Below are 24151 nucleotides of genomic sequence, written 5' to 3' on the forward strand. Positions count from 1 at the left end.
CATGTGTTAATACGCCTTGTTCTCATCTACTCCCTTTCCTGCTTGCCGTCACGGATGACCATGCGCCCGCTTTTCCTGCTCGGCTGCGCCGGACTGTTGCTACTCGGGGTGATGGCCGCGAGCCTCGCCCTGGGCTCCACCGCCATCCCGCTGGCCGAGGTCTGGCAGGCGCTGGGCCACGTCTGCAGCGATCCCGCCTGCCTGATCGTGCGTGAAGCGCGGCTGCCGCGGACCCTCGCCGGGCTGCTGGCGGGCGCCGCCCTCGGCGTGGCCGGCACCCTGATGCAGGCGCTGACGCGCAACCCCCTGGCCGATCCCGGCATCCTCGGCGTCAATGCCGGTGCCAGCTTCGCCGTGGTGCTGGGCATCGCCCTGTTCGGTGCCAGCGGTCCCGAGCAGTACCTGGGCTTTGCCTTCGCTGGCGCCCTGCTGGCCAGCCTGGTGGTGCTGCTGGCCGGCGTCGCCGGTGGCGGCGGCTTCAACCCCATGCGCCTGGTGCTGGTCGGGGTGGCGCTGGGGGCGATGCTCGAAGGCGTCAGCTCCGGCATCGCCCTGCTCGATCCGCAGGTCTACGACCAACTGAGATTCTGGCAATTCGGCTCCCTGGACGTACGCCAGCTCGACCTGCTGCGCAGCGCCAGCCTGCCGGTACTGGGCGGCGTGATCATCGCCCTGCTGCTGGCGCCCGCCCTGAATGCCCTGAGCCTGGGCACCGAGCTGGCCGTGGCCCTCGGTACCCGGGTGCGCCAGACCCAGTTGCTCGGCCTGCTGGCCATCACCCTGCTCTGCGGCGCCGCCGCCGCGGCGGTCGGGCCCATCGCCTTCGTCGGCCTCATGGTGCCGCACCTGGGTCGCTGGGCGATCGGCGAGGACCATCGCTGGCTGCTGCCCTTCGTTCTGCTGTTCACCCCCAGCCTGCTGCTGACCGCCGACATCGTCGGCCGGCTGCTGGTGACCGGCGAGCTGCGCGTCTCGGTGGTGACCGCCTTCCTCGGTGCCCCCCTGCTGATCTGGCTGGCCCGCCGGCAGCGCCAGGGCGTCCGCGCATGAGGCGCCCCGACCGCCTGCGCCTGCTCTGGGTGCTGCTCGCCTTGAGCGGCGCCGCCCTGCTGCTGGCGGTGTTCGCCCTAGGCAGCGGCAGCCTGGCCCTGAGTCCGTCCCAGGTCGTGGCCGCCCTGCTCGGCGAGGCGCCGCGCGGCATCGAGCTGGTGGTCACCCAGTGGCGCCTGCCGCGGGTGGCCCTGGCGCTGCTGATCGGCGCGGCCCTGGGGCTCAGTGGCGCGCTGTTCCAGTCGCTGCTGCGCAATCCCCTCGGCAGTCCGGACATCATGGGCTTCAATACCGGCGCCTACAGCGGGGTGCTGGTGGCCCTGGTCCTGTTCCAGGCCAGCATCCTCTGGAGCACCACCGCCGCCCTGATCGGCGGCCTGGCCAGCGCCGCCCTGGTCTATGTCCTGACCTGGCGCGGCAGTGGCGTGGATACCCTCCGGCTGATCATCGTCGGCATCGGCGTGCGCGCCCTGCTGATGGCGCTCAACACCTGGCTGATCGTCCAGGCCTCCCTGGAGGCCGCCTTCAGCGCCGGCCTGTGGAGCGCCGGCTCGCTCAATGGCCTGACCTGGGCCAAGGCCTGGCCGGCGGTGCTCTTCATCCTGCTGGCGGGGACGGCCAGCCTGGCACTGAGTCGTCGGCTGTTCCTGCTGGAGATGGGCGACGACACCGCCTGCGCCCTCGGCGTCCCGGTGGAACGCACCCGGCTGTCGCTGCTGGGCCTGGGCGTGGTGCTCACCGCCGCCGGCACCGCGGTGGCGGGCCCCATCTCCTTCATCGCCCTCGCCGCGCCGCAGATCGCCCGCCGCCTGACCGGCACCCAGCGCCTGGCGCTGCCCGCCGCCGCCCTCACCGGCGCGGTGCTGTTGCTGGGCGCGGATCTCCTCGCCCAACGCCTGTTCCTGCCCTATGTCCTGCCGGTGGGCCTGGTCACGGTGAGCCTGGGTGGGCTCTACCTGATCGGCCTGCTCATCTGGGAGTCCCGCCGCTCATGAACGACGCCCCCTCCTCGCGCCTGAGTGCCGAGCGCCTGACCCTGGGCTATGGCCGCAAACTGATCGCCGAGGACCTCTCGCTGACCATCCCCGACGGTGAGCTGACGGTCATCATCGGTCCCAATGGCTGTGGCAAGTCGACCCTGCTGCGCACCCTGAGCCGCCTGCTGGCGCCCAGCAGCGGCCAGGTCTGGCTGGATGGCCAGGCGATCCAGAGCTATCGCACCAAGGAGGTCGCCCGTCGGCTGGGACTCTTGCCGCAAAGCTCCCAGGCCCCCGGCGATATCTGCGTCCGCGACCTGGTGGCACGCGGGCGCTATCCGCACCAGTCGCTGTTCGGTGGGGTCCGCGCCGACGACGAGCGCGCGGTGACCCAAGCCATGCAGGCCACCGGGGTCTTCGAACTGGCCGATCGCGCGGTGGACACCCTGTCCGGCGGCCAGCGCCAGCGGGTATGGATCGCAATGGCCCTGGCTCAGGAAACGCCCCTGCTGCTGCTCGACGAGCCCACCACCTGGCTCGACATCACCCACCAGATCGACCTGCTGGAATTGCTGCAAGACCTCAACCAGCAGCGGGGCCATACCCTGGTGATGGTGCTGCACGACCTCAACCATGCCTGCCGCTACGCCACCCACCTGGTGGCCATGCGCGATGGCAAGGTGCTGGCCAGCGGCCGCCCGCGGGACGTGGTCACCCCGGCGCTGATCAAGGCGGTCTACGATCTGGACTGCCTGATCATCGACGACCCGGTGGCCGGGACCCCCATGGTGGTGCCCCTGGCGCGGCGCTAGCGCCCGGCGCTCATCCAGTCGCGGATCAGCTGGCCATAGAGCGCCGTCCCCTCTTCCAGGCGGCGCACCTCGCAGTATTCATCCACCTTGTGCGCCATGCTGGGTTCGCCCGGCCCGAGGATCAGGGTGGGCGGCTCGGCCAGGGCCGGTAGCAGCACGGCGGCATCGGTGAAATAGGGCACCACGGTGGCGGGCATGGCCTCGCCATGCAGCGTGGCGCAGCGGTCGAAGACCTGGCGTACCCAGGCGTCGCCGGGATCGGCGCAGACGCCGGGCAGATCCACCAGCACCTCCAGGTCCAGATCGCTGCCCAGGTGCTCGGCGAGCCGCCGCTGGATGTCGGCATGCTGCAGATTCGGCGCGGTGCGCAGGTCGAGGGTGAAGGCGGCGCGATCCGGCACCGAGTTGATGTTCAGGCCACCGCTGACGGTGCCCACGTTGAGCGTTGGCTGGCGCATGAGCGGATGCGCCGGACCGACGCTGAAGGTGCGTGCCTTGCCGATGGCCTCGGCCAGGCGGTAGATGGCGTTCTCGCCTTCCTCGGGCATGGCGCCGTGGGCGGTCCGGCCGTGGGCCGTGCAGCGCAGCCAGAAGGCCCCCTTGTGCCCCAGCACCGGCCGGTTGGCGGTGGGCTCGCCCACCAGCAGGGCGCCCAGTTCACCGAGCAGGTGCGGTACTTCCCGGCACAGGGCGCGGGCACCGTCGCAACCGGTTTCCTCGCCACCGGTGAGCAGCAGCCGCACGCCGGGACCCTGGGCGATGGCTTCGCGCTGCTGCTGGCAGGCGACGATGAAGGCGGCGATGCCTGCCTTCATGTCGCTGGCGCCCCGCCCGTACAGTCGCCCGTCGGCCACCTCCCCGGCGAAGGGGCCATGGCGCCAGGCGGCATTGCCCAGGGGGACCACGTCGAGATGGCCGGTGAAGCCCAGCGGCTTGCCCTTCCCGCGACCCGGCAGCCAGGCCACCAGGTTGCAGCGGCGCTCGCCGAAGCCGTGCAGTTCGCAGTGGAAGCCGGCGTCGCGCAACGCCGTGGCCAGGAAGGCGGCGCAGGCCTCCTCGTCGCCGGGCGGATTGAGCGTGGCGAAGCCCAGCAGGGCTCGAGTGAGGGCGAGCGGATCAGTGAGCATGGCGATCTCCAGGACGCGCGGGCGATCAGCCGCGGCGGGTGAGCCAGTCCAGGCAGTTCAGCCAGAAGCGCCGGTAGGCGTCGCCGGGCAGGAAGTCGTCGGGCATCCAGTGCACCGACATGTCGCTGGTCCAGGCCAGGGTACGCCCCTTCCCCACCTCGCGGGTCGCCAGCAAGGGATGGCCGCTCCCCGAAACAGTCGACACCAGTCGGGCTTCCGGGTGCAAGGTCACCTCGTTGTAGCCGAGCAGGTAGGACCACTCTTCCGGCAGGCCCTGCAGCACCGGGTGCTCGCCGTGGAACACCGGGGTGAAGCCCTCGGGGACTTCCACGCGGTCGTCATGGGGCAGGCAGCGCACCGGCAGCACCTTCTCCACCGCCGTGCCGCGATAGCGGGCACCGCCATTGATGCCCTGGAAGCTGTAGTAGCCCCCCACCATCATCAGGGCACCGCCCTCCAGTACGAATTCGCACAGGGCCGTCAGGCGATTCGGCGTGCGCCGGCTGCGCAGCCAGGTGTCCGGATGCAGCAGCAGGCTATTGGCGCCGATGTCCGACAGGATGACCACCTGGTAGTCGCGCAGGGCCTCCAGCGTCGCGGGAAATTCGCTCTGGGCCTGGTCGGCGCACATCTGGGTGATGGCATAGTCGCTGTCGGCCAGGGCGGTGAGCAGTCGCTGGGCGCCATTGTGGGCGGTGACGGTGGCGAACTGGTCGAAGCCCTTGATGTGGGTCGCGGTGCTGACCCAGGATTCGCCGGCGAGCAGGACGGACGGTTTCATAGCTTCTCCTGTGAGGGGACGTTAGACCGATCGATCACGCTGGAAGACCCGGCGCGGGTTATCGATCAACAGGGTTTCCAGTTGCGCCCCGGTGACGCCGTGGCGGCGCAGGCGCGGGACGAAGTGCTTGAGCAGGTAGCCATAGCCGTGACCGCCGTAGCGGGTGAGCATGGTCTTGAGAAAGACGTCCTGGGACAGCAGCAGGCGATCGCCGTAGCCGGCCTCCAGCAAGCCGACCAGCGCCCGGGCGTTGTCCTCGTCCGACGGCGACTGGGCGGCTTCGTCGGCGAAGTAGTAGCCCATGCCGATCATGTCGTATTCGAGGAAGGCGCCGCGCTCGGCGAGGCCGTGCTGGTAGTCGAGATCGCGGTGGCTGGGATTCATGTGGCAGAGCACCACGTGGCGCAGGTCGGCGCCCTCGGCGGCGGCGATGTCCAGCACCCGATGGCCGAGGCGCTCCCAGCCCGGCAGGTGCACCGCCAGGGGCACCCCGGTGAGGCCGCTGGCCCGCGCGGCGGCGCGCAGCGACTTTTCCTCGCTGGCGGTGAAGGCGGCCGAGACGCCGATCTCGCCGATCAGGCCGGCGATCACCTCCGGCTTTTCCGCGGCGCCGCCGACGTCGTGGACGATCTGGGCGGTCAGCTCCGCCACCGAGCGCTCCCGGACGTAGGCCGGGTGCGAGGGCTCCAGGTAGAAGCCCGCGCCCATGATGATGTTCAGTCCGGTGAGGCGCGCGATACGCTGCAGCGCCTGGGGATCGCGGCCGATGCCGAGGTTGGTGGGGTCGACCACCGTCTCGCCCCCCAGGGCCCGGTACTTGAGCAGCTCGGCGCAGGCCAGGTCGACGTCGAACAGCTGGCAGTTGTCCCGGCTCACCAGCGGATTCAGGTGCAACTCGCCGAGCAGTTCGATGCTCACCGGCTGTTCGGCCAGGTGCCGCTCGCCGCAGCAGCTGGGCGGCACCCACTTGCCCGAGGCGTCGAGCAGGATGTGCTCGTGCATCAGGGTCACACCCAGTCGCTCGACCGGCAGCGGGCCGAGCACCGTCATGGCCTGGCCACTGTCGACGCCGATCGGAAGTGGCTCGGGATGGCGGAACAGACTCATGCCCCTACCCTCCCCAGCGGCCGGCCGGTCTTGAGGATGCGGGTGTTGAGCCAGATGGCCAGCAGCACGATGGCCCCCGTGGCGATCTGGGTGTAGAAGGGCGCCACATGGGCGAGGATCAATCCGTTCTTGATCACCGCCATGGTCAGCACCCCCAGCAGGGTGCCGAGGATGGTGCCGAAGCCGCCGAACAGGCTGGTGCTGCCCAGCACCACGGCGGCGATGACCTCCAGCTCGAAGCCTTCCCCCTGGTTGGAGGAGCCACTGCCCAGGCGGGCGGTCACGATCATCCCGGCCAGCGCCGCCGCCATGCCGCTCAGCACATAGACCCGCAGCAGCACGCCGCGGGTGTTCACCCCCGCCCGGCGCACGCTCTCGGCGTTGGCGCCAATTCCGGTGAGGTAGCGGCCGAAGCGCATCCTGCCCAGCAGCAGCATGCCGCCCAGCACGCCGAAGAGCGCGAGCCACACCGCCAGCGGCAGGCCCAGCAGCCAGCCGCGGCCAAGCGCCAGGAAGGCGCCGAGCTCGCGCGGCACCGGGATGGAATAGCCCTGGGTGATGAGCAGCGCCAGGCCGCGGATGATGGTCAGGGTCGCCAGGGTGACGATGAAGGCCGGGATCCCCGCGTAGGCGATGAAGTAGCCATTGAGGGCGCCGATCAGCGCCCCCATCAGCAGGCCGCCGGCCAGCACCAGCGGCCAGGGCAGCTGCCAGCTGTTGAGCCCGAGCGCGGCCAGGGCCCCCACCAGGGCCAGGGTAGAGCCAACCGACAGGTCGATGCCGCCGGTGGTCACCACCAGGGTCATGGCCACGGCCACGATCAGCAGCGGCGCGTTCTGACGGATCACGTTGAGCAGGTTGGCACCGCTGAGGAAGTTATCGGTCACCAGGGCGAAGAGCAGGCAGCACAGGGCGAAGAACAGCGCGATGCTGGCCACGCCGGGATAGTCGTGCAGCAGGCGGCGCAGTGGCGACTGCACCACCACCCGCTGTCGGGTCAGGTCGAGGGTGTTCATGGGGTCCTCCGGTCTAGGCGCAGGCGGAACGGGCGGTGAATTTGCGGCCGACGATCAGCTCGACGATCTCCCCCAGGCTGGTGTCGGCCACCGGGCGCTCGGCCAGGTTGCGGCCCTCGTACAGCACCATGATGCGGTCGCAGACCAGGAAGAGATCCTGCAGCCGGTGGGTGATGAGGATGACGCTCACCCCCTGGCGGCTGATGGTGCGGATCAACTCCAGCACGGCCTCGACCTCGGCTACCGCCAGGGCGGCGGTGGGTTCGTCCATGATCAGTACCCGCGGCTCGAAGGCGGCGGCGCGGGCGATGGCCACCGCCTGGCGCTGGCCGCCGGAGAGATGGCGTACCTGGGCGCGGGTGTCGGGCAGGCTGATGCCCAGTGCCTCGAGGATGCGCCGGGCATCGGCGTGCATCTTGCGCTCGTCCAGCAGCGGCAGCCCGCACAGCCGGCGCCGCGGTTCCCGCCCCATGAAGAGATTGCCGGCCACGTCCACGGTGTCGCACAGGGACAGGTCCTGGTAGACCATCTGGATGCGACAGCGCTGGGCATCCGCCGGGCCCTGGAACACCTCCTCGCGGCCATCGATGCAGATGCGGCCGCTGCTGGGCAGCACCGCGCCGGAGAGGATCTGGGTCAGGGTCGACTTGCCGGCGCCATTGTCGCCCACCAGCCCCAGCACCTCGCCCGGCTGCAGGTCGAGATCGACGCCGCGCAGGGACTGGATGGAGCCGTAGTGCTTGGTGATGCCGGTCATGCTGACCCGGGGAACGGTCGTCGCAGCGTCCATGGGTGGCCTCCGTTACTTGAAGTCGGCGCGATAGGCGTCGAGGTTGTCGCGGGTGACCAGCGTCACCGGGATGTCCTGCTGCTTGGCCACCGGCTTGCCGGCGAGCAGCGCCAGCGCCGACTGCACCGCGGCCTGGCCCATGCCCCGGGTGTTCTGCTGCACCACCACCGCCACGGAGCCATCGTCCAGGCCCTGCACGGCCTGGGGCGAAAGGTCCCAGCCGAAGATCCGGGTGCGCTCGCCGCTGCCTTGGGCGACGCTGGCCGCCACGGTACCGATCAGGGCCGGCTCGCCGGTGGCATAGACGATCTGCAGGTCGGGATTGGCGGTGAGCAGGTTTTCCGCCGCGCTCTGCGCCTTGTCCTGGACGTTGTTGCCGTCCACGGTGCCGACGATCCTGGCCTTGGGCGCGCTCTGCGCCAGGCCTTCGCGGAAGCCGTCCAGGCGCAGGTTCTGCACGTAGGAGCCGAGGGCGCCCACCACCCCGATTTTGGCTTCTCCCCCCAGCTCGCGGGTGATGTAGGCCCCGGTGTATTCCCCCAGCTGGCGCGCCGCGGCGCGGTTGTCGACGCCGACCTGCACCGGGTTGTCGCCCTGGATCACCGCGTCGATGGCCACCACCGGGATGCCCGCCTGGGTGGCCGCCGTGACCGCCGGCTTGATGCCATTGACGTCGATGGCACAGACCAGGATGGCGTCCACCTTGTCCTGGATGTAGGCCTCGATGGCGTCGTTCTGGGCGGACGGATTGTCGTTGGCGTTGAACACCACCAGCTCGGCTCCGGCGGCCTTGGCGGCGGCCTGGGCACCCTGGGTGATCTGGGTGAAATAGAGCGCCTGCTGATTCACCTGGACCAGCGCCAGGCGCTTGGCCGGAGCCGCCTGGACGACCCCGAACCAGCCCAGACCGAGCATCAGCAGCAGCGGAGCGAACGTCTTGCCGAATCGAAGCATCTCCATCCTCCTCTACCTTGCCCGCTACGGCAGGCAGTCATTGGTAAACCGGTTTACTAACCAGACCAAAAAAGAGAACCCTGAGGTTCCGTCGTGGAAAGAACGAGCACAAGCCATGCCAGCCAGCCGCTCCGGATAACCTTCCACTGGCAATTCAAACGCTTAGCGAAACCCTCGTGCTAGAGCCTGCGACCCCGACCGACTGGTCGTGCCCCATGGCTGGGCAGGATGGAAACGTCAGGTGCTACCCTGGGGCACGCGGCGGCGCAACCGACCCTCGCTCGACCAGGGTCACCGCCACCCGTCGCTCCTCGGCCACGGGGTGCCCGGCGAGCACCGCCAGCAAGGCCTCGATCCCCTGGCGCCCCAGCTCCCGGGCGGACTGCCGCACGGTACTCAGCGGCGGGGTGAGCAATTCGGCGTAGGGGGCGTCGTCGAACCCTACCAGCGACAGCGACTCGGGCACCCGGAGGCCGCGCTCGCGCAGGGTATCGAGCACTCCCAGGGCGATGAAGTCGCTGGCGGCGAAGATCGCCTGGGGCGGTTCCGGCAGATCCAGCAGGGTCGCCGCCGCCTGCCGGCCGAAGTCGCGGCTGTATTCACCGAGCAGCAGATAGTCCGCGCGCAGGGGTAGACCGGCCGCGGCCAGGGCACCCTGATAGCCTGCCTGCCGCTCGCGCACGCTCATCACCGCTGCGGGACCCGAGACATGGGCGATGCGGCGGTGCCCCTGGCGAAGCAGGTATTCGGTGGCCAATCGCCCCCCCGCGACGTTGTCGGCGAACACCTTGGGCATGGTCGTCCCTGGTACGTCCTCGTCGAGCAGGACGATCTCCCGGTAGGCACCCAGGTGCGCGGCCAGGGTCCCGTCGTCCGGCCGGTTGGTGATGAACAGCAAGCCATCGACGGTGCGCGAGCCCTTCCAGTGCACGTACTGGATTTCCCGCGCCGGATCGTTGCGGGTCAGGCACAGCACCAGGTTGTAGCCGTGGGCGAAGGCCGTGGCCTCGGCCGCATCGGCCAGTTCGGCGAAGAAGGGGTTGGCGATATCCGGCAGGACCAGCCCGATGGTCTCGCTGCCCCCCTTGCTCAGGCGCTGGGCCAGGCTGTTGCGCCGGAAGCCCAGCGCCGCGATGGCCCCTTCGATGCGCTGGGCCGTGGCGGGCGGCAGAGTCAGGCTATGGTTCAGGTAGCGCGACACGGCGGACTTGGACAGGCCGGCCTGCCGGGCGACATCCTGGATCGTCACGCTTTTCGCCATAGCTCCACCTGCACCGAGAGAAAGGACGGCCTGGCCGATCATCTCTCACGCCCTGCCCAGGTTTCCCACCTTGCCTGAGCGCGGTAGCGCCGTCGAGCCGCTCAGGCTCGCCGTTCCCTCACAAGGCTTTCAAGGCCCGGTTCAGCACCGGCCCGATCTGCGCCAGCTGGGCCGGGGCGATGATGTCGACATGGGCGCAATCCACCTCGTAGGCCTGCAGCCGGGTGATCCAGGGCGCCCAGGTGGCCTTGACGTCCATTCCCGCTGGCAGGGTGCGCCGGGCGACGAACATCAGCGCCTCGCCGTCGAAGCGGGCGCTGCGGGCGGTGGCCAGCAACCGCACCGAATCCGCATAGTTGCCCTCGATGGTGGCGAAGAGCTCCGCCCCCTCGCCCAGCGCCGGATCGGCCAGGCCCTGCTGGGCGGCCAGGAAGGCCTCGCGCTCGCGATTCACCTCGGCCAGCACCTCGGGATCCAGCTCGCGCTGGCCCTCGCGCTCCTGCCAGTTCTGGGTTTCCGGCGGGTAGGTATCGAGCAGACCGAGGAAGGCCACCTCCTCCCCGGCCGCCTGCAGCCGGGCGGCCAGCCCCTGGGCCAGGGTACCGCCCAGGGAATAACCGAGCAGATGATAGGGCCCCCGGGGCTGGACCTCGCGCAGGGTGCGCAGGTGGCGCTGGATGACGGCTTCCAGGTCGGCGCCCTGGGCCAGGGCACCGTCGGGACGCGGCGACTGGATGCCGAGCAGCGACCAGCGCGGATCGAGGTGGCGCTGCAGCACGCTGAACTGCCAGGCGAAGCCCGAGGCCGGATGGAAGCAGAACAGCGTGGGACCCTCGGCCTGGCGCAGCGGCAGCAGGGTCTCGAAACCGGCGCGGGTCTCGCGGGCGGCATCCTGCTCCAGTTGCCGAGCCAGGCGGGCGACGCTGGACGCCACCATGATCTGGCCGATGGAGACCGGCCGCGCCAGGCGCCGGCGCAGGTTGGCCGCCAGGGTCATGGCCAGCAGCGAATGGCCGCCGAGGGCGAAGAAGTCGTCATCCGCGCCGACGATGGCGCAACCGAGCACCTCGGAAAAGGCCGCGGCCAGGTCGCTTTCCAGACCGGGCGCCACGGGCCGGCTCGCCGCGCGGGTGACGCCCTGGGGCGCGGGCAGCGCCTTGCGATCCAGCTTGCCGGTAGCGCCCAGGGGCAAGGCCTCCAGCTCGACCAGGGCGACCGGTACCAGATGCGGCGGCAACTGCTCGCCGAGACGCGCGCGCAGCCGCTCCAGGTCCAGCCCGGCGCCGGGCTGAGCGACGAGATAACCCACCAGCTGCCGGTCATCCCCGCCCGTGGCGTTGGCCAGCGCGCCCAGTACCCGGGCGTGGGTGACCGCCTGGGCGACGCCCGGCAAGGCCAGCAGGGCGTGATCGATCTCCGCCAGCTCGATGCGCTGGCCACGGATCTTCACCTGGTCATCGCTGCGTCCCAGGTATTCGACGACCCCCTCGGGCAGCCAGCGCGCCACGTCACCGGTGCGATACAGCCGCTCGCCCGCGGCTGCGGGCGCGGCGATGAAGCGGGCGGCGGTCAGCTCCGGGCGGCCCAGGTAACCGTCGGCGAGCTGCACGCCACTCAGATAGAGTTCACCGGCCACGCCGGGCGGTACCGGGCGCAGGCGCTCGTCGAGGATGTGCAGCCCGCTGTTCCACACCGGCTTGCCGATGGGCACACTGCTGCCGCTGACAGCGGCCAGGGCGGCGCCATGGGCGGGATGGTAGGAGACGTCCACCGCGGCCTCGGTGGGACCATAGAGATTGTGCAAGGGGGCGCCGACCCGGCGCTCCCAGGTGCGCGCCAGCTCGGTGGGCAGGGCCTCGCCGCTGCAGAACACCTGGCGCAGGCTGGCGCAGCGGGCGACGGCGGCCGGCTCGTCCAGGCTGGCGACGAAGGCCGCCAGCATCGAAGGCACGAAGTGCACCGTGGTCACCCGCTCCCGCGCGAACAGCTCCTGCAGGGCCGCGGGATCGCGATGGGCCTCGGGTGGCGCCAGGTACAGCCGGGCGCCCACCAGCAGCGGCCAGAAGAATTCCCAGACCGAGACGTCGAAGCTGCTCGGCGTCTTCTGCAGCACGGTATCGCCCGCCGCTATCGGGTAGCTGTCCTGCATCCACAGCAGGCGGTTGACGATGGCGGCATGCCCCACCACCACGCCCTTGGGCCGGCCGGTGGAACCGGAGGTATAGAGCACATAGGCCGGATCATTGGGGCTTGGCCCCTCGAACGTCGGCTCTTCAGCCAGCGCCTCGAGCGGCGCATCGAGGATCAGTACCTGCGTGTCGCCCAGATCCGGGAAACGCCCGCGCTGGCTGGCATCGGTCAGCAGCACCCGCGGCCGCGCATCGTCGAGCATCAGTTGCAGGCGCTCGTCGGGATAGCCACTGTCCAGCGGCAGGTAGGCGGCGCCCAGCTCGACGGTGGCCAGCAGCGCCAGGGACAGGAACACCGAGCGCGGCAAGGCGACGGCGACGATGTCGCCCCGCCCTACCCCGGCCGCGCTCAGCCGCTGGGCCAGGGCCAGCACCTGCTGGCGGGTTTCCCGGTAGGTGAAGGCATGCTGGAGGTCGGCCAGCGCCGGCGCCGCGGGCGTGCGGGCGGCCTGTTCGGCCAGCAGGGTCGCCAAGGTGGCCGCCGGTAGCGGCCGTTCGGTCGCATTGATAGCGTCCAGCCAGCGCCGATCCGCCGGCGCCAGCAGCTCGGCCGCGCCGAGGGTGAGCCCGGGCTGCCGGGCGAATTGCGCCGCCAGCAGGCCGAAGCGCTCCGCGTGCCCCTGCAGCAGGTCCGCGGCGTAGCGCTCGGCGTTGCCCAGCAGCTTGATGTCGAGGGCGCCGCTGGCCTCCAGGTAGAGGGCGATTTCCAAATCACGTACCGGCCCCGAGGCCAGCTCGTGGGTAATGCCGGGCACCCCGGCGAAATCCAGGGCGAAGTCGAACAGCTTGAGGTTAATGACCGGGCCGGTCAGGGGCTCGGCATCGCCCGGCCGGCCCAGGTCGCGGGCGATCTGCTCGGCATCGTAGCGCTGGTGGCGACGGATCTTCTTGAGGTCGGCAGCCAGCCCGGCGGCCAGCTCCGCCAGGGTCTGGTCCGGGGTGGTGCGCACTCCCAGCGGCAGGACGTTGAGCGTCGCCCCGCCGGACTTGAGCGCCACCGACCCCATGCGTCTCATGAAGATGAAGCCGGCGCTGAAGGCGGGCTGTCCGCTCAACCGGGCGAACCAGGTGGCCGCCAGGGCCACGGCCAGATCGGCCGGCGTCACCCCCTGGCCCTTGCCCTGCTCGGCCAGGCGCGCGAAGACCTCGGCGGACACCCGCGTCCGCGCCTCCACCACCCGCGGCGTCGGGACCTGACCGGCCAGGCCACCGGGCGCCAGGGACGCCGCCGGCGGCAGCGTGGCGCCCCGCTCGCGCCAGAAGGCCGCATCGCGCTCGCACACGGCCGACTGCTGGTAGTCCTGGTATTCGCGTACCACCTCGGCGAAGGACACGAAGGGCGAAGCCTCGGGCGTTTCACCGTTTACGTGGGCGCTATAAAGGGCCGCCACCCGCTTGGCCAGGGCGGCGAAGCCATAGCCATCGATCAGCAGGTGGTGATAGCGCTGGTACCAGTACAGGTGGTCGTCACCCAGTTGGTAGAGGCGATTGAGCCACAGGGGACCGCCCGCGGTGGCGCGCAGGTCGCCCTCCAGATCGGCGCGGATGGCCGCCCGCGCCGCCGCTTCCGCGTCAGCCACCCCGCGCAGGTCCACCCACGCGGGCGCGACGATCTCGGCGTCGTTGTCGATCCACTGCACCAACGCGCCCTCGCGCTCGGCGAACCTGAGCTGCAGGCTGTCCAGGTCGCCCAGCCCCTGGACGATGGCCGCCAGCAGCGCCTGGGGCTGGATCGCGCCGCGCAGCTCGACCAGATGGGCCACGGCGAAGGCATTGGCATGGGGCGACAACTGGTCGGCCATCCAGATACCGGGCTGAGCGGCGACCAGGGGCAGTTCGCGAGGGGAAACGGGGGCAGAAGAGGACACGGGAACTCCAGTCAGGAAAGCGAGGAAACGACCGGGCGGATATCGCGCCAGTGGGACGCCAGCCAATCATCGCAGGCCGCCCGGGACGCCGGCCCGAACACCGGCGCCCAGCCGGCGGGACAGGCCATGGCTTGCGGCCAGAGGCTGCACTGGCCACGGGCGTTACGCAGAATCACCAGCACCTGCGCCGGATCGTCGAAGGGATTGAGGGCGTCCATGGGACCTCCGGGGGAAAGGTGTCAGGGGCCGACGGCCACCAGGGGTTGCCAGAGCCGGACCAGGCCGTCGAGCAGGCCGCCGCGCCACCAGAGGGCATCATGGCCGCCGTCGATCTCGCGATAGTCGAGTGCATGGCCCTGCGCGCGCAGGCGCTCGACCAGGGCGCGCGATGCCTCGAGGATGGCCGGCTCGCGCAGCCCGGCCTCGATGAACAGGCGCAGCGGCTGCCCGGCCCCCTGCCCGGCCGCCAGGGCCTCGAACAGTCGACCCGGCGCACCGCGCCTGGGCCACCAGAAGGATCCGGACTGGCTCAGGGCGCAGCCAAAGCGCTCCGGCCAGTGCAGGGAGGCATAGAGCGCCGCCAGCCCACCGAAGCTCTGGCCGGCCACGACGGTGGTGTCCGGCCGCTGCGCATGGGGTGCCCAGCGGCTGACCTGCGGCAGCAATTCCTCCTGCATCGCCAGCCAGAACTCCGGATTGCAGGGCAGCTCGCTGCCACGCAAGGCGCGGTCGCTGTTATCGATCAGCAGGTAGACCGCCTCCGGCAGCAGGCCGCGGTCGGTGAGCTGCTGCAGCGGCGCGCCGATGGGCATCGTCTGCGCCCAGAACTGCCCATCCAGCAGGATGGCCAGGGGGCGTTCTTCAGGTTTGCTATCACCCGTCGTGAAGAGCCAGACAGGTCGGCTATTGCCCAGCCGGGCGCTGTCCCACTGATGCTGCTGCAGCCTGACCCCGGTGCAGGACGCCTCACCGGTGTCCTCGTCGAAGCCGACCCAGGCTGGCTGCGCCGGCGCGGCCGGCAGGTGCACGCCGGACACCGCCAGCCCCCGCCCACCCTGCCAGGGGCGACGGGGATTGAGCCGATCGGCCTGGGCCAGCGGGAAGACACTGCGCCACCACAGGCGAATGCCCTGCAGATCGGGCTCGGCCTCGTCTTCGAAAGGCGCCGTTTCCGGTGTGGGAATCAGGCAATAGCTGCCGCGCCAGCGCCCGTCCAGCTCGGTCTCCCAGGCCCAGACATCGGTGCCCGGCAGACGCGCGAGGCTTTGCGGCAGGCCCGGTTGATGATGGTCGGTGACGCCGGTGATATTGAGCCAGACCCGCCGGGTGTCGGAGTGCTCGGCCAGCCCCGCGGGATCGCGCCAGAGGAAGGTCAGGCGATAGCGGCCACCGGCGGTGGGCTCGATCAGCGGCGTACCCCGAGCGGCCACGGCCTGCCACCAGGGCTCGCTGCCCACGTCGTCACGTTGGAAAAGTGGATCGTTCATCGCGTTGCAGTGTGTCGTCCTGGCAGATCGGCGGCGTCGGAGCGGTGCGGTGCGGATTCCTGCGCCCGCGCTCCGGGCGGCACACTAGGAGCGCCGCCCGGAGCTCAAGGTCATCAGAAGTCGTAGCGGGCCCCGACCATCACGCTGCGCGACGGCCCCTGGAAGTTGAAGGTGGAGACCGAACCTACGCGGGACCAGTAATCCTTGTCGAGCAGGTTGTTCACGTCCAGGGTCGCGGTGAGCTGCTTGGTGACCGGATAGGCGAACTTGGCATCGACCGTGGCATAGCCAGGGGCGGAAACGGTGACGTTGTTGTTGGTCTGGGAGAAGTCGCTCATGGCGGTGACGCCCCCGCCGATGCTGAGGCCGGTCAGCGGGCCACCCGCCAGGGTGTACTTGGTCCACAGCGAGGCCATGTGCTTGGGCATGGTTTCGAACAGGGTGTTGGCCACCCCGCTGAGGTTCTCGGTGCGCATGTAGGTGTAGCCCGCGAGCACCTCCCACTGGTCGGTCAGCTTGCCACTGGCCTCGAGCTCGGCCCCGCGCACCCGGGTCTTGCCGGAATTGGTGTAGAAGCCGGTGGAGACGCCATTGGCATTGAGCAAGGCGGTCGCCCGGTTCTCATCGGTCAGCTGGAACAGCGAGAGCCGGGTATTGAGGTCACCCTGGAAATAGCTGCCCTTGATCCCGGCCTCGTACTGCTCACCTTCGCGCGGATCGATGGGATCGCCATTGGCCTCGACGTAGTCGGTCTGCGGCTTGTAGACCCGCGAATAGCTGGCATACAGCGAGTGGTTGTCGTCGAGATCGTAAACCATGCCCGCATAGGGCGTGACGTAGCCGTTGTGCTGCTGGTCAGCGGCCTTGTTGGTCTCGGCGGTCGTGGCGGTGGCGAAGGTCCGGGTGTTGGCATCGCCGCGATACCAGCCGACTCGCGCCCCGCCGATCAAGGCCAGCCGTTCGATCGGGCGGAAGGTCAGCTTGGAATAGAGACCGAATTCCTTCTCGTCGCTGGTCAGCTCGGTCTGGTAGACCCGGGCCGGCTTGGCGAAGCGGCTGGGCGAATAGGTGTCCACGTTGACCGTACCCAGCACGCCATTGCCATTGCTGTAGTCGGTGTCGTAGTGCTTGTAGTCGGTCCCCACGACGAACTCGCTGACCTGCCCCAGGGCCTCGAACGGCTGGCTGTAGCTGGCATCCAGCGAGTAGGCGTCCTGGTCGAAATCACGGGTGGTGGTGCGGATGCTGGTATTGCCATTGGCCTGCACGGCGCCACCGGTGAAGGCGTAGAGATAATCCGCCTCGCGATGCGATGCCCGCGCCGCGATACGCCCATAGCCGCCATTGTCGAATCTGTGGGTCAGCTCGAAGATGCCGTCGGTGGTCTGGCCATCGAAGTAGTTCCAGTCGGCACCGAAGAAGCGCGACTGGCTGAAGTCCAGCAGCTTGCCCTGGGCATTGGTGGGAAAACCGTTGTTGGGCGTGATGTTCTTGACCTGGTGGATGAGGCCGAAGGAGACCTGGGTGGCATCCGACAGGTCGATGTCCAGGTCGCCGTAGTAGCTCTCGTTGGTGCTGGCGTTGTAGTCCACCTCGCCGTTGGTGTCGGCCCGGGAAGCGACGAAGCGACCGCGGACGTTCTTGCTCTCGGTGAGCGGCCCGGCCAGGTCGATTTCCTGGTAGTTGGTGTCCCAGGAGCCGTAGCGCCCGGTGATATGGCCCTGGAAGTCCTCGGTGCCGCGCTTGCGCACCATGTTGACGATACCGCCCAGCTCGCTGGTGCTGTTGAACAGCCCGGAGGGGCCGCGCATGATCTCGACCCGGTCGAAGGGCGACAGGATGGGCACGGTGCCGAAGATGCTGGTCATGGGCGCCGGCAGGCCGTCGATGTTGTACTCGTCGTATTCGTAGCCGCGCGAATAGATGGAGGAGCGCCCGCTGTCGTTGGTCAGCACCCGCAGCCCGGCGGTGGACTTGGCCAGGTCATCGAGGGTGTTGAAGTTGCGATCCTTGATGTACTCGCTGGTGTAGGAGGTGATCGACTGGGGAATGTCGCGCAACGCGGCGGGCGTCTTGGTACCCACGGTCGCCGAATCCACGGTGTAGCCGCCGGTCTGCTCGGAGGGCGCCATGTCGTAGAGACGGTTGCCTTCGATGGTCAGGGTGTCCAGTTCCGTTGCGTTCTGCTCGGCCACCGTCGCGGCGAGGGCCGTCAGCGGAAAGGGGATCAACGCGCCGACCAGCAGCAGCGGGCGAAGCGCTGCACGACGGGGACGAAGGGGCTGGCAGAGAATTCCTTGGGTGTTCATGGTGATCCTTGTGACCGTGGCGTTGCAGCCGACGCCGTGCACTTGAAGGCTGCTCCTCGCCGACGCGCGGGCGAGGGGCCAGCACTTTAAATGATAAAAACTCTCATTATCAAATGTTACGTTAAGAGATGCCGGGGATGGGTGCGGCTAGCAGACTGCCGGTCTCCCCAGCCCCTGGCTGGGCGGGATCACGAGAAGAGGACGTGCGGTGGCGCCGACGGGAGCGGTACGGCGCCGTCGACAGGCAGGCAAGGCCGCGACTGGACCGCCTCGAAGCAGGGGGAGGAGCGGATGGAGCGGTGGCTCAGAGACCGGAGACGGCGGGCGTCTTGGCCGCGACCTGGCCGATCACCGGACTGGGCAGGCGGCAGACGATCTCGCCGATGGCGTTCATCCGCGCCAGCCCGCCATCGCCCTTGCAGGCGTGGTAGTCGGCGAGGTGTTCGGAGGGTGAATTGCGCAGCCCCTGGTCGAGGGCCACCACCAGGGCGATCACTCCCAGACCCAGGGCGACGATTTCCAACGTGCTGCGGGCACGATACCAGTGGATCGGTCGCGAAGGGCTCATGGGGTGGCTCCAGGGAGGGTGGTCGAGGGCTGACTGCGGGTTCCCTACTCTAATCGCCTGGCGACGAATGTAAACCACCATTGCTCGGCCCGGAAACGACCCTCGTCGGCTCGCTCCCCTGCGTCCTTGAGCGGCGCCGGCTTGGTAAGCGGGCCTGGCCCCACCCTCGGCGCGGCCCCGGGCCTGCCCGGGAGGCGGATGTTCGGGCCGGGGTGCTCCGGCAAGAGGGCTGCAGCGCCCTCCCCCGGTCTGCAGCCACGGGGAGGCCGTGACCCTATCGCCGCCGATCAGGGATTCTCCTTGCTCGGCGATTTGATGTAACCGGGTACCGCGGAATCCGGCGGTGTATGGCGTCCTTCGCCGGCCGCGGCGGCATTGGCCTGGGAGCGATCCTCGGCGGCCTTGGCCTGCTCCTGGGAGGCGCGGTCGACCTTGCCTTCGGCGGCCTTTTCCTGGGCGGTGTGGCTATGCGCCTGGGCATCCCGGGCGTGGTCTTCGGAGGTCTTGTCGCAGGCGGCCAGGGTGGCGGCCGCCATCAGGAGGAGCGAGGACAGTAGCGCTTTCGACATCGGAGGTTCCTAACGAGAGTGACCTTGCAGAGACTGCCAGCGGCGAAGGATGGTTTCTGCCGGGCCGCAGCGGCTGTGCTACCTGAGGTGTCCATCGCAAAGCCGCAGGGGCGGCCGGCCGCGCGTAGACACCGCCCGGCGCTGTGCTGTCCGCGGGCACCACCCGCCTGGGCGGTGCGCCAGGGACCTCGTCGTGCCGCGGTCGCCAGGCAGTCCAGGCGGCCGCGCACGCCGCGGTGGTCAGTCCCCCACTCAGGCCTCTGGCAGGGCCTGCCACCCGCCGGCCGTACGGCGTTCGAGGCTGGCCGGCTCCCCGTCGAGGCGCAGCAGGTGCAGCCAGCCGTGGCGCACCAGATCGCGCACCACCGGCTGGTTCGCGATCACCTGGTCGAGCCTGGCGCGCGGCGCCTCGATCACCACGTGCAGGCGCAGCGGGCGATGCCGCCACTGCTGGCCGTCATGCAGCGATTGCCGCGCCAGGCCGATGCGCAGGTCGCCCCCGTTGCCCTCGAACACGCCGATATGGCCGCCCACCACGTTGTGCAGCAGCTTGTTGCCGCTGCCGAAGCGCAGGTTATCAGTGGTCGAGGTGAAGTACTGCAGGTTGATCCAGTGCGCCACCACCATGGGCGCGGTCATGATCGCCTCCAGGATCCGGTTGTCCTCGTCCTGGCGCCAAGCATAGTCATGCAGGAAGGCACGGCCCTGCAGGTCGACGCCACGGGTGCGGGCGCGCGGCGCGGCGATGAAGGCGGCATTGCCGGCCAGCCCCCACTCGGGACGGGTTTGCGCCCAGTCCCGGGCCCGCCGCCGCAGCTGGCCAAGCAATCGCTCCGGCTGCTCGGCCAGCGCGGCCAGACCCAGGCTGCCGGCGCGTTCGCGCCGTACCGCGGCAGTCGCCAGGTCCAGCGCCGTGCGCAGGCGCTGCCAGCTGGGCTGGAGCGCCTCCGGCAGGGCCTCGTCGGCGAAGATCCGTACCTCATCGGTGGTGGTGTTGTGCAGCCCGGCGAGCACCTGGCACTGCGGCGGCAGGTCGAGGCCGCGGTCGCGCAGGCCCAGGCGAACTTTGGTCTCGTTGAGCAGCCCGGCCAGCAGCCGCGCGTTGATCTCGCCGCTCTGGCCGCAGCAGGCCCCGCAGTCGAGCCCGGCCGCCTGCGGGTTGTTGGCGCTCTGGCTGCCATGGCCGAGCAGCACCAGCAGCGCCGGCACCGGCCCGCGCAGGCCCATGGCCTTGAGGATCCGCTCGGCCAGGTCGATCTTCTGGGTCGGATCCATGGCTGGCAAGCGCGGTTGCAGGCGCTGCCATTCGCTGCGCCGCCAGGCGTTGCGGTCTGGCGGCGAGGCGCCCTCGAGCAGTCCGTAGGTGCGCCCCAGCAAGGCACCGGCGTAGCCCAGGCCGACACTCTCGACCAGGGTGAAGGTCGAGGCCGGCAGCCGCTCGAACAGCCGCCAGCGTCCCTGGCGGGCCAGGCGCGCCTGGCGCCGCTCGGCCAGCTGGCGATCCTGGGCGTCATCGCCACTGCCCTCGCTGGCCTGCAGCTGGGGGGCGAGCAGACCCGGCAACTGCGGGCGCGTGGCCTGGGTGCCCAAGGGGGTAAAGGCGATGGGCAGGCCGAAGAAGCCGGCGAAGCCGCCGGTCTCCAGCTCCGGACAGACCTGCTCCAGGGCCCGCCGCAGCGGTTCGGAGCGGACGTCGATGCAGAAGAACAGCTTGGCCAGGGGGGCCTCGGGCGAGGCGGCCGGGACGTCCTGGCAGAGGGTGCGCTGCAACTGCTCCTGCCAGGCCAGTTCGTCGGCGCGCTGCCACAGCTGCAGGGCCTGCCACGTCGCCGAGGGCGGTTGCTGCAACCCGGCTGCCCACGCCGCGCGCCAGCGATGCCAACGGCTGTCGGCATCGCGCCGACGATCATCCACCAGCCACTCCCAGGCGGCGCGGATAGCCAGCAACTCCTGCATGGTCTGGTCCTCCTCGCCCTGCAGGTTGGCCTGCCAGCGGCGGTAGGCGCACCAGGACGCCCAGCCCAGGTTGCGCAGCAAAAGGCAATCGAACCAGGGGGCCCAGTCTTCCGCCGCCAGGCCGAGGTGGCGAACCGCGGCTACCAGGGCCGCCTCGGGCTCGGGGGGCAGGGCCGCGATCCGCGCATGCAGGTCGCCACAGGCACTGAGCACGCTCAAGCCCTGGTCCGCCAGCAGGCTGGCACGCCAGGCCTGGTACAGCCCGGCGCGGTCGTCCGGGCGCCAGTCGGCCTGTGCCTGATCGAACCAGGCGGCGCAGCTCTGGCCGATCTGCTGGGTGATCAGCGCCGGCCAGCCCGGTAGCGGGATGCCCGGTTCGGCGAGGTCTTCGAGCAGCGGCAAGCCCTGGCCCTCCTCCTCCGGCGCCTGCAACGCCTGCAGCAGCTGGGCGGGCGTCCAGGCGCCGTCGTGCTCGGCCAGCGCCTGGCGCAGGTGACGTTCGGCGAGGGTGCCGTCCTGCCAGGCCTGGCGATAGTCCGCGGCACTCAGGGTCAGGCGGCTGCCGGCACGCTGCCAGAGCTGCGCGGCGACGACCGACCAGGGTTGATCGCAGCGTTCCCACAGCGGGTTGACCGCGATCATCCGATCCAACGGCCAGGTCGGCGCGATGCAGGCACAGGCCTGCCGCGCGGCTTCCTGCAGCGAGGCCTGCTCGAGGCTGGCGAGGGGTTCGAACGCAGTCATGGACGGTCTCCTAGGGACGCGATAAGGGGTTGCGGCGAACGCGCCGGCCACAGGCGAAAGGTCAGGCGGGTGAAGTGCTCATCCAGGTAAAAGCCAGCGAAGGCCAGGGGATAGAGGCGCTGCGCCAGGGCGCCACGGGGGCGGGCCAGGAGCAGCCCCTGCAGCAGGTAGAGGCCGAGCAGCAGCAGTACGGCGAACAGGGTCAGCGGCAGCGGCGCCGCGGCGAGCCGCTGATGGAGAAGCCAGCCGGCCGCCTGGTGCCACAGCAGGTAGGCCGCCAGCAACAGGGCGAACACCAGCAGTCCGTGCGCCAACTGGCCGCGCCGCAGACACCAGGGCGTCAGGCCGATGGCCAGGAGCGTCAGGGCCACCCAGGGCAGCTCATGGTCGGGTAGCAGCAGGGTCCAGAGGCCCTTCAGCAGGGTCAGCGCCAGGGCGGCCAGCAGCAGCGCGCAGGCCAGACTCGCCAGCCCCGGCAGCGGCACCCTTGGCTGCAGCGCATCACGGCGGGCATGGGCCACCGTCTCGCCCGCCGCCAGGAAGGCGTGGGCCTTGTACAGCGAGTGGGCCAGCAGGTGGACCAGCGCCAGCTCATACAACCCCAGGCCGCATTCGAGCAGCATCAGGCCCATCTGCGCGCAGGTCGACCAGGCCAGGCGCACCTTGATGCTGATCCGGGTCATCATCACCAGCGCCGCGAGCACCGCCGTCAGGCCACCGACCAGCACCAGCAGGCTCTGCGCCGGCACGGCGGCGGCAAACAGCGGCGCGAAGCGCAGCAGCAGGAAACCGCCGAGGTTGACCACCCCCGCGTGCAGCAGCGCCGAGACCGGCGTCGGCGCCTCCATCACCTGGATCAGCCAGCCATGCACCGGCAGCTGGGCCGACTTGAGGATCACCGCTAGGGCCAGCAGCAGTGCCGCCAGCTGCAGGTCCCAGCCGAGCTGGCCGCTGCTCTGCAGCCGGGCATCCACCGCGGCGAGGATCCCGGCGATCTGGCTGTCGCCGCTGGCCCGCACCAGCAGCAGGGTCGCCAGCAGCAGGCTGACGTCGGCCAGGCGGCTGGCGAGAAACTTCTTGTGGGCGGCCACCACCGCCTGGGGCCGCTCGCGGTAGAAGGTTAGCAGCTGATGCAGGCTCAGGCTGGAAAGGATCCAGGCACCCACCAGCAGGTACAGGTTGCCGGCGGTCACCACCGTGGCCACGGCGGCCAGGGTCGCCAACAGGGCGAGCCCATAGCGCCGCTGCCCGGGTTCGCCCTCCAGGTAGCGCTGGGAATATTCGATGATCACCAGCGCCAGCAGGCTGATCAGCCCGGCCATCGCCAGGCCGAGGCGGTCGCCGGACTGACCACCGAAGGCCGCCTGGAGCCCGGCGGCCACCGCCAGGATCAGGCCGAGATAGCCGGCGGCCCGGACCGGCCACCAGAATCGCCGTGGTGAGTGGAGGAAGGTGGTGGGGATCAGCGCCAGGGCATAGGCCCAGGGCAGCAGTGACGCCAGGGAAACCGGCAGGCTAGACAAGGTGAGCGCTCCTGGAGGGGGATGGCGCTAGTGTCAAGAAATGTCTGGACCATTTAAAATAGATAGATCAGAACCAATCGTTCACTTAATAAGAACACTTCATGCGCCGACTGAATTTCCATCATCTGCACTACTTCTGGGCCGTCGCCAAGGAAGGCAACCTGACCCGTGCCGCCGAGACGCTGCATGTTTCCCAGTCGGCCCTCTCGACCCAGATCCGCGTCCTGGAAGAGCAGCTGGGCCATGCCCTGTTCCTCCGCTCCGGTCGCAGCCTGCGCCTCACCGAGGCCGGGCAACTGGTGCTGGACTACGCCGACACCATCTTCGCCCTCGGCAGCGAACTGCAGACCACCCTGCATCACACCGGCCAGGCCAGTCAGACGTTGCGCATCGGCGCCGTCGCGACCCTCTCGCGCAACTTCCAGGAAAACCTGCTGCGGCCCTTCCTCGGCCGCGAGGACCTGGTGCTCACCCTGGAATCCGGTGGCGTGGAGGCATTGCTGGAGCGCCTGGCCCTGCACAAGCTGGACGTGGTGCTGACCAACCAGGCGGTCAGCGCCGACAGCCAGCGCACCTGGCAGTGCCGCCTGCTGGCGCGCCAGGCGGTGTGCCTGATCGGCCCGCCGCGCCAGGACAGCCGCCCCTTCGACCTGCGGCGGGACCTGCAACAGGCCCGGCTGATCGTGCCGGGGCGCAGCAGCGACGTGCGCAGCCAGTTCGAGGTCTATTGTGCCGGCCACGGACTGCATCCGCTGATCTGCGCCGAGGTCGACGACATGGCCATGCTGCGCCTGCTCGCCCGGGATTCCGGCGACATGGCGCTGCTGCCCGCCGTGGTGGTGCAGGACGAACTGCGCAGTGGAGCGCTGCAGCTGTACGCCGAGGTGCCCGAGATCGCCGAGCAGTTCTATGCGGTGACCCTGCAACGCCAGTTTCGGCTGAACATCCTGGACGAGCTGCTCGGCCAGCCGCTGGCGCAGGCGGCGACCGAGGGCTAGCAGCGGCATGGCGCCGCAGACCAGCCCCCTGGCCTCGCCGGTCCAGCGAGGCCAGGGGCCCGGCG

At 69.9% G+C, this 24151-nt stretch carries 19 protein-coding genes; 4 read left to right on the plus strand and 15 right to left on the minus strand.

The features are described 5' to 3' along the window. The first annotated feature begins 54 nt into the window (after nucleotides 1-54). Genes fepD through FSV73_RS17635 form a run of 3 tightly spaced genes read left to right on the plus strand, consistent with a single transcriptional unit; the run spans nucleotide 55 to nucleotide 2839 of the window. Nucleotides 55-1050: a Fe(3+)-siderophore ABC transporter permease gene (gene fepD, locus FSV73_RS17625; protein ID WP_145009132.1), complete on the plus strand. Its 996-nt coding sequence runs from the start codon at nucleotides 55-57 to the stop codon at nucleotides 1048-1050. Then, on the plus strand, nucleotides 1047-2045 hold the full coding sequence (fepG, locus tag FSV73_RS17630; RefSeq protein ID WP_145009133.1) for an iron-enterobactin ABC transporter permease: 999 nt from the start codon (nucleotides 1047-1049) through the stop codon (nucleotides 2043-2045). Before fepD ends, fepG begins: the two co-directional genes overlap by 4 nt. After that, nucleotides 2042-2839, plus strand: coding sequence for an ATP-binding cassette domain-containing protein (locus tag FSV73_RS17635; RefSeq protein ID WP_145009134.1), 798 nt, complete (start codon nucleotides 2042-2044; stop codon nucleotides 2837-2839). The genes fepG and FSV73_RS17635 overlap by 4 nt, the downstream gene beginning before the upstream one ends. Here FSV73_RS17635 and FSV73_RS17640 read toward each other — a convergent pair. From FSV73_RS17640 to FSV73_RS17710, 15 genes are all read right to left on the minus strand, one after another. Beyond that, nucleotides 2836-3966, minus strand: a complete 1131-nt coding sequence (locus FSV73_RS17640) for a M20 family metallopeptidase (protein WP_145009136.1) — start codon at nucleotides 3964-3966, stop codon at nucleotides 2836-2838. The genes FSV73_RS17635 and FSV73_RS17640 overlap by 4 nt on opposite strands. A gap of 25 nt (nucleotides 3967-3991) precedes the next feature. Then, entirely contained in the window at nucleotides 3992-4747 is a 756-nt protein-coding gene (locus FSV73_RS17645) for a glutamine amidotransferase (protein ID WP_145009137.1), read from the minus strand. Between the two features lie 21 nt (nucleotides 4748-4768). Continuing rightward, nucleotides 4769-5854 (minus strand): phosphotriesterase family protein, encoded by a 1086-nt coding sequence (locus tag FSV73_RS17650; RefSeq protein WP_145009139.1) that lies wholly within the window; start codon nucleotides 5852-5854, stop codon nucleotides 4769-4771. Beyond that, nucleotides 5851-6870, minus strand: coding sequence for an ABC transporter permease (locus FSV73_RS17655; protein WP_145009141.1), 1020 nt, complete (start codon nucleotides 6868-6870; stop codon nucleotides 5851-5853). The genes FSV73_RS17650 and FSV73_RS17655 overlap by 4 nt, the downstream gene beginning before the upstream one ends. A 13-nt stretch (nucleotides 6871-6883) precedes the next feature. After that, nucleotides 6884-7660 carry an ATP-binding cassette domain-containing protein gene (locus tag FSV73_RS17660; RefSeq protein WP_145009143.1) on the minus strand — a complete coding sequence of 259 codons (777 nt, stop codon included), beginning with the start codon at nucleotides 7658-7660 and terminating at the stop codon, nucleotides 6884-6886. Between the two features lie 12 nt (nucleotides 7661-7672). Further along, nucleotides 7673-8614: a substrate-binding domain-containing protein gene (locus tag FSV73_RS17665; RefSeq protein ID WP_145009145.1), complete on the minus strand. Its 942-nt coding sequence runs from the start codon at nucleotides 8612-8614 to the stop codon at nucleotides 7673-7675. A 244-nt stretch (nucleotides 8615-8858) separates the two neighbouring features. After that, complete coding sequence (locus tag FSV73_RS17670) at nucleotides 8859-9875, minus strand: LacI family DNA-binding transcriptional regulator (protein ID WP_145009147.1); 1017 nt, start codon at nucleotides 9873-9875, stop codon at nucleotides 8859-8861. A gap of 118 nt (nucleotides 9876-9993) precedes the next feature. Continuing rightward, the gene (locus tag FSV73_RS17675; protein WP_222119454.1) at nucleotides 9994-13932 is read right to left on the minus strand and encodes an enterobactin synthase subunit F; all 3939 of its coding nucleotides are present in this window, start codon (nucleotides 13930-13932) and stop codon (nucleotides 9994-9996) included. An 11-nt stretch (nucleotides 13933-13943) separates the two neighbouring features. Then, nucleotides 13944-14150: an MbtH family protein gene (locus tag FSV73_RS17680; protein WP_145009149.1), complete on the minus strand. Its 207-nt coding sequence runs from the start codon at nucleotides 14148-14150 to the stop codon at nucleotides 13944-13946. 21 nt (nucleotides 14151-14171) lie between these two features. Continuing rightward, nucleotides 14172-15419 (minus strand): enterochelin esterase, encoded by a 1248-nt coding sequence (fes, locus tag FSV73_RS17685; protein ID WP_145009151.1) that lies wholly within the window; start codon nucleotides 15417-15419, stop codon nucleotides 14172-14174. 113 nt (nucleotides 15420-15532) lie between these two features. Next, nucleotides 15533-17728 (minus strand): TonB-dependent siderophore receptor, encoded by a 2196-nt coding sequence (locus tag FSV73_RS17690; protein ID WP_145009153.1) that lies wholly within the window; start codon nucleotides 17726-17728, stop codon nucleotides 15533-15535. 304 nt (nucleotides 17729-18032) lie between these two features. Then, the gene (locus FSV73_RS17695; RefSeq protein ID WP_132832105.1) at nucleotides 18033-18296 is read right to left on the minus strand and encodes a hypothetical protein; all 264 of its coding nucleotides are present in this window, start codon (nucleotides 18294-18296) and stop codon (nucleotides 18033-18035) included. Nucleotides 18297-18583: 287 nt separating this feature from the next. Beyond that, complete coding sequence (locus FSV73_RS17700) at nucleotides 18584-18865, minus strand: hypothetical protein (RefSeq protein ID WP_145009155.1); 282 nt, start codon at nucleotides 18863-18865, stop codon at nucleotides 18584-18586. Between the two features lie 252 nt (nucleotides 18866-19117). Next, nucleotides 19118-21565, minus strand: a complete 2448-nt coding sequence (locus FSV73_RS17705) for a YbcC family protein (RefSeq protein ID WP_145009157.1) — start codon at nucleotides 21563-21565, stop codon at nucleotides 19118-19120. Beyond that, nucleotides 21562-23088, minus strand: a complete 1527-nt coding sequence (locus FSV73_RS17710; RefSeq protein WP_437179296.1) for an NADH-quinone oxidoreductase subunit L — start codon at nucleotides 23086-23088, stop codon at nucleotides 21562-21564. The genes FSV73_RS17705 and FSV73_RS17710 overlap by 4 nt, the downstream gene beginning before the upstream one ends. 101 nt (nucleotides 23089-23189) lie before the next feature. Between FSV73_RS17710 and FSV73_RS17715 the strand changes: the two genes are divergently transcribed. Continuing rightward, the gene (locus tag FSV73_RS17715) at nucleotides 23190-24086 is read left to right on the plus strand and encodes a LysR family transcriptional regulator (RefSeq protein WP_145009159.1); all 897 of its coding nucleotides are present in this window, start codon (nucleotides 23190-23192) and stop codon (nucleotides 24084-24086) included. The last annotated feature ends 65 nt before the right edge of the window (nucleotides 24087-24151 follow it).

Source organism: Pseudomonas oryzihabitans, assembly GCF_007665395.1.
GTDB classification, from domain to species: domain Bacteria; phylum Pseudomonadota; class Gammaproteobacteria; order Pseudomonadales; family Pseudomonadaceae; genus Chryseomonas; species Chryseomonas psychrotolerans_C.

What these genes read in the sequence shown, in the direction of transcription:
- fepD (WP_145009132.1), top strand. Translation starts at nt 55, where the DNA reads ATGACCATGCGCCCGCTTTTCCTGCTCGGCTGCGCCGGACTGTTGCTA.
- fepG (WP_145009133.1), top strand. Translation starts at nt 1,047, where the DNA reads ATGAGGCGCCCCGACCGCCTGCGCCTGCTCTGGGTGCTGCTCGCCTTG.
- FSV73_RS17635 (WP_145009134.1), top strand. Translation starts at nt 2,042, where the DNA reads ATGAACGACGCCCCCTCCTCGCGCCTGAGTGCCGAGCGCCTGACCCTG.
- FSV73_RS17640 (WP_145009136.1), bottom strand. Translation starts at nt 3,966, where the DNA reads ATGCTCACTGATCCGCTCGCCCTCACTCGAGCCCTGCTGGGCTTCGCC.
- FSV73_RS17645 (WP_145009137.1), bottom strand. Translation starts at nt 4,747, where the DNA reads ATGAAACCGTCCGTCCTGCTCGCCGGCGAATCCTGGGTCAGCACCGCG.
- FSV73_RS17650 (WP_145009139.1), bottom strand. Translation starts at nt 5,854, where the DNA reads ATGAGTCTGTTCCGCCATCCCGAGCCACTTCCGATCGGCGTCGACAGT.
- FSV73_RS17655 (WP_145009141.1), bottom strand. Translation starts at nt 6,870, where the DNA reads ATGAACACCCTCGACCTGACCCGACAGCGGGTGGTGGTGCAGTCGCCA.
- FSV73_RS17660 (WP_145009143.1), bottom strand. Translation starts at nt 7,660, where the DNA reads ATGGACGCTGCGACGACCGTTCCCCGGGTCAGCATGACCGGCATCACC.
- FSV73_RS17665 (WP_145009145.1), bottom strand. Translation starts at nt 8,614, where the DNA reads ATGCTTCGATTCGGCAAGACGTTCGCTCCGCTGCTGCTGATGCTCGGT.
- FSV73_RS17670 (WP_145009147.1), bottom strand. Translation starts at nt 9,875, where the DNA reads ATGGCGAAAAGCGTGACGATCCAGGATGTCGCCCGGCAGGCCGGCCTG.
- FSV73_RS17680 (WP_145009149.1), bottom strand. Translation starts at nt 14,150, where the DNA reads ATGGACGCCCTCAATCCCTTCGACGATCCGGCGCAGGTGCTGGTGATT.
- fes (WP_145009151.1), bottom strand. Translation starts at nt 15,419, where the DNA reads ATGAACGATCCACTTTTCCAACGTGACGACGTGGGCAGCGAGCCCTGG.
- FSV73_RS17690 (WP_145009153.1), bottom strand. Translation starts at nt 17,728, where the DNA reads ATGAACACCCAAGGAATTCTCTGCCAGCCCCTTCGTCCCCGTCGTGCA.
- FSV73_RS17695 (WP_132832105.1), bottom strand. Translation starts at nt 18,296, where the DNA reads ATGAGCCCTTCGCGACCGATCCACTGGTATCGTGCCCGCAGCACGTTG.
- FSV73_RS17700 (WP_145009155.1), bottom strand. Translation starts at nt 18,865, where the DNA reads ATGTCGAAAGCGCTACTGTCCTCGCTCCTCCTGATGGCGGCCGCCACC.
- FSV73_RS17705 (WP_145009157.1), bottom strand. Translation starts at nt 21,565, where the DNA reads ATGACTGCGTTCGAACCCCTCGCCAGCCTCGAGCAGGCCTCGCTGCAG.
- FSV73_RS17715 (WP_145009159.1), top strand. Translation starts at nt 23,190, where the DNA reads ATGCGCCGACTGAATTTCCATCATCTGCACTACTTCTGGGCCGTCGCC.